This is a genomic window from Petrotoga halophila DSM 16923 (assembly GCF_002924615.1).
In genome coordinates, this window is the sequence record NZ_JALY01000212.1 from 1 (window position 1) to 4,853 (window position 4,853).

Sequence of the window (4,853 nt, forward strand, 5' to 3'; positions counted from 1 at the left end):
AACTTAATGGGAAAAATGCTTTTTTTACAAGGCAATGAAGCGGTTGGAATGGCTGCTATAAAGGCAGGATGTCGTTTTTTTGCTGGTTATCCGATTACACCATCAACTGAAATTGCTGAATATTTGTCTAGAGAATTGCCAAAGGTTGGAGGAACTTTTATACAAATGGAGGACGAGCTCGGAAGTGCAGCTGCTATAATAGGTGCTTCTCTTGCAGGTGTAAAATCCATGACTGCTACTAGTGGTCCCGGATTTTCACTTATGCAAGAAGCTTTAGGATACGCCATTATGACAGAGGTACCCTGCGTGTTTGTTGATGTTATGAGAGGTGGTCCAAGCACAGGGCTTCCTACAAAGCCCTCTCAAGGAGATATAATGCAGATACGGTGGGGAACTCATGGAGATCACCAAATTATTGCGATATATCCTTCTACAGTGGAAGAAGTTTATACATATACTGTCACAGCGTTCAATTATGCAGAAAAATACAGAACACCGGTTATTTTGGTTTTGGATGAAACTTTAGCACATATGAGAGAAAACGTGTATTTCGATTACGAGAAAGAGAATCCACAGATTGTCGAAAGATTAAAGGAAGTCGATTTAGGAGAGGAAGAATTATTTTTACCTTTTGATTTAGAGGAGCAATTTGCGGTAAATCCATTAGTTGAAATGGGGAAAACAAGATTTCATGTTTCTGGTCTTGTTCATGATGAAAGTGGCTTTCCAATTAGGGACCCCAGCACCATATCAAAAGTGATAGAACATTTGGATTCAAAAATTAGATTATCTGCTGAGGAAATTTCTATTTATAATGAGTATATGCTACAAGATGCTGATATAGTAGTAGTTGCATATGGGAGCGTTGCTAGGAGTGCCTTGAAGGCGGTTAAACAAGCGAGATCAGATAAAATTCCTGTTGGTTTCTTTAAACCTATCACTATTTGGCCAATGCCAACCTCACGACTTAAATTAATATTTAAAAGTGCTCAAAGTATAATCGTTCCAGAGATGAATACAGGCCAGTACGCTAAAGAGATGTCACGATTGAATAAATTGAACAAACATGTCGAATCTTTAACGAAAACTAGCGGTGAGTTGATTACACCTGATGAAATATTAGAAGTAATCATGAAAATGTGGGTTCAGATTACGGAGATGTAAATAAAATGAATGTAAAATTGCCAGAAAAGTATCAACCAAAAATCAAGTCTGCTTATGTAAATCCAGGTGTTACGCTTTTACTTGAAAACTTCACAAAAGAAGTTCTTTTTGATTTTGAAGTGATGATTAAAATTCATTCTGATCCATTCAAAGTACCAGATAATTTGTATAAATTAATAAAGATATGCAATTCATTCTCAATTTTCACTATAAAAAGCATAGAAGAGACTAATTGCATAGAAGAACAAAAAGTAGAACTAAAAAGATTCCAAATGGAGATCGTAGTTGAAATTAATTACGAAACACTTCAAAAAGAGGAAAGCATAGTAGTATATGAGATAATTAAAAATTCTTCCACATTATTAGGATCAATGCTTACAGATATCCTACTCAATTCCTCAAAAATAGCCAATGTATTCCGGGCTTCAAAAATCATATTGGAAAAAGGGTATAAACCTGAAACGTCTATAGATGAAATGTTATATATAACTATGACAGCGATAACAGGCGGCTTTGCAGGAGGATTTAATAGGGCTATCTTATTTGTTGAAGACAGTGGTGATTTCAAGGTCCATAGAGTTATTGGACCTGAAAGTGATAGAGAAGCTGACAAAACTTATGAAAAGTTTGAAACACTTGAGAGAAATATAGAATCATATTTGTCTCAATATAAATCTAAAATGAATTATTTTTCAAATTTAGAGAAAAAGATAAAAGGAATTACTTTTAAAAAAGAATTGTTGGTAAACAATGATCTTTTTAAGTACTCAATTGAGTCGAATGCTACTATTAAATTACCTGTAAGTCGATTTAATGAGATGATCGTAAATTTACTCGATTTAAAGGGAGAAGTAGCTATTTCACCAATAGAAATAGACGATGGAAGACTTGCTTTTTATCTTTGCGATAATAGATACAACGGGAAACCGATAACAGATGATCAACTGGAAATTCTAGATTATTATGCTAAAGAAAGTTGGATGATGTGGCAAAATAAAATTTATCAGAGTTTATTAAAAAAAGATGCTCAGATAGATCCTCTTACAAAGGTCGGGAACAGAAGAAGTTACGAAAATTATATTTCTTCTATAAAATATCTAAAAAATCAGCAAATAGCCTTAGTTGTCATTGATTTAGACAACTTCAAAGAGGTAAACGATACCTATGGCCACGAAGAAGGAGACAAACTCTTAAAAGGATTTGCACAACTATGTGTTGATAATTTGAGAAAAAAAGATAGTATATTCAGATATGGTGGTGATGAATTCGTAATAATTTTGGAAGTTGTTAAAAAAGAAGAGATATATTCTATTTTGAAAAGAATAAACCGTAAACTAAAAGAAACCATGAATATCACTTTTTCAGCCGGAGTAGCGTATGGTAACAGCCATGAAATAGATTTACTTTTCAAAATTGCCGACCAAAATCTATACATGGCAAAAGGGCAAGGAAAAAATAAAATTATGATCAATTAAGATATTATACCGTCTATAATTGTCATCGCCCCTAAAAGGATAAATGCTACTCCAGCAATTTTGCTAAGTTTTTCTTCCGAAACGCTATTAGCGAATATTGCAGCCATTTTTGAACCTAAAGCACCACCTACAACCGCGAAAGCTAACAAATTCCAAGGGATTGGAGCATACAACGCATGAGAAACAGCACCAGATAATGCTGTAAAAGCCATTATCAGAACAGAAGTTCCTACTGCAACGTGAATTTTGTATCTTAAAACCAGTGTAAGTATAAGAAGTATCATTACTCCGCCGCCTGCACCGACAAAACCAGCTATAAATCCGATTAACAAACCCCAAAGTATTGAGCTAGTAATTCTTTTGACATTACTTATATTTGGATCATTTTTATGTTTTTCTTGAATAGTTTGTATTCTTTGATGTAAAGGCTTCCTTATGAAATTTATACCGATTAATAAGATTGCAACTCCGGTAAATCCTCCTAATCTGGCTGAAGGAACATATGAAGAAATCCAACTTCCAATTATAGCCCCCACAATTGCACTTATTGCCATCTGTAATCCAGATTTTAAATCAATATTTCCGTTTCTTCTATAAGTATTTGCTGCTACCAACGATGCCACCACATCCGTTGCTAAACTTATTCCTATAGCTTCAAAAGTTGGAATATCTAAAAAAGTTATTAAAACTGGTACAATCACCGCTGCAGCACTTGCTCCAATTATTCCTGTAACAGCTCCAGCGCCCCAACCGGCTAGAACTGAGATTAGGTATTGACTTATCATATTTTTTTGACCTCCCAAATATTTTTTATAGTGTTTTTAAAAACTCTAAAATACGGATTTTGAAAATTAACTTATCAAAAAATATTTTTTAGCCCAAGGCTACATCGAGCACCAGCATCAGCAAAAAGCCAAAAATCAGTGAAAAAGTAGCGGTTCTTTCATATCCATGAGAATGCGTCTCTGGAATTATCTCATCGCTAATAACGTATAGCATAGCCCCTCCCGCAAATGAAAGAAAAAAAGGCAAGGCCGGTTGTATTAAGACCACTAGAGATGCTCCAAGTAAACCTCCTATAGGTTCAACTAATCCTGTTAAAAAACTCCAAAAGAAGCTTTGTTTTCTTGAGTAATTTGCTTTAATCAAAGAGAAAGCTGTTGCTGTTCCTTCTGGGATGTTTTGTAATCCAATAGCAACGGCTACAGTAATGCCATTAGCGATCATTCCACCACCAAAGCTCACCCCTACAGCCATTCCTTCTGGAAAGTTATGAAGAGTTATTGCTATGACGAACAGCCATATTTTCTTTAAGCGTGCCAATTCAGGCCCTTCGTGTCCTTTTAAGAAATGTTCATGAGGAGAGAAGGTATCCATTAATTCAATAGCAAGCGCGCCAAGAAAGATTCCTAAAATAGTTATTAAAATTCCACCTGTGTCTAAAGATGGAATTATAAGTGAAAAAACAGTAGCTGCAAGCATAACCCCGGCAGCAAAACCTAAAAACATATCTAAATTTTTTTCGCTTAACTCTTTTTTGAAAAACAACACTGGAATAGCTCCTATTGAAGTGGCAAGTCCAGCGATTAGACTTGCTAGGGTTCCAAATATCCATATTTGAGAACTGGTTAATTCGTTCATCTTAGCCCTCCTTGTAGGTTGTTTTTTTAGTTTTGTGAATTTCGTGAAGAATATTAATTTCAAAAGCTCATTAATATTCTTTCAGAAAGTAGCTTTTTATCCCACAACAATCCTTAATTATAATATCTCTGCATTGTGTAGATATTACAACCGATATAACTTTAAGTTAGAATTACGATTGCAACTTTTTGTTATATTTGATATAATTTAATGATTCTTCGGGGTAGGCTGGGGCTAAGGGGAGAAATTTATACGGGGTATTGATTAAATTATTAGCCCTTTAAAAAAGCATTCGATTTATGTTATAATAAAAAGTAACCGACAGATTAAAGACCATAAATTAGGAGGAATCACATGGCTAACGATCAAAATCACAAAAGGGGTAATAGCTTTAATTTCATAATCATAACATTAATTTTCTTTGCTGGGTTAGCTATTTTTCAATTTTTTATGTACAGAAATCTTCAGCCTCAGTTTCAAGTAATATCAAGAGATATTACATTTACTATTTACGAAGACCTTTCCGTGGATTTTGCAACCAAGGTGGAAATATTAACAGAAAACGAGAGAGAT

The 4,853-nt window shown here is 34.4% G+C and carries 5 protein-coding genes; 3 read left to right on the top strand and 2 right to left on the bottom strand.

Annotated elements, in window-relative coordinates; all coding sequences use genetic code 11:
* Positions 1-6: 6 nt before the first annotated feature.
* Together AA81_RS10400 and AA81_RS10405 are read left to right on the top strand one after the other, a co-directional pair.
* Positions 7-1,164, top strand: a complete 1,158-nt coding sequence (locus tag AA81_RS10400; protein WP_103898954.1) for a 2-oxoacid:acceptor oxidoreductase subunit alpha — start codon at positions 7-9, stop codon at positions 1,162-1,164.
* A gap of 5 nt (positions 1,165-1,169) precedes the next feature.
* Positions 1,170-2,639 carry a GGDEF domain-containing protein gene (locus tag AA81_RS10405; protein ID WP_103898952.1) on the top strand — a complete coding sequence of 490 codons (1,470 nt, stop codon included), beginning with the start codon at positions 1,170-1,172 and terminating at the stop codon, positions 2,637-2,639.
* Here AA81_RS10405 and AA81_RS10410 read toward each other — a convergent pair.
* Complete coding sequence (locus AA81_RS10410; protein ID WP_103079014.1) at positions 2,636-3,424, bottom strand: sulfite exporter TauE/SafE family protein; 789 nt, start codon at positions 3,422-3,424, stop codon at positions 2,636-2,638. The two genes, AA81_RS10405 and AA81_RS10410, sit on opposite strands and share 4 nt — an antisense overlap.
* Before the next feature lie 88 nt (positions 3,425-3,512).
* On the bottom strand, positions 3,513-4,280 hold the full coding sequence (locus AA81_RS10415; RefSeq protein ID WP_103898953.1) for a ZIP family metal transporter: 768 nt from the start codon (positions 4,278-4,280) through the stop codon (positions 3,513-3,515).
* A 354-nt stretch (positions 4,281-4,634) separates the two neighbouring features.
* Here AA81_RS10415 and AA81_RS10420 point away from each other — a divergent pair.
* Positions 4,635-4,853 (top strand): hypothetical protein (locus tag AA81_RS10420; RefSeq protein WP_146050383.1); only part of this gene is annotated, 219 nt, incomplete at its 3' end.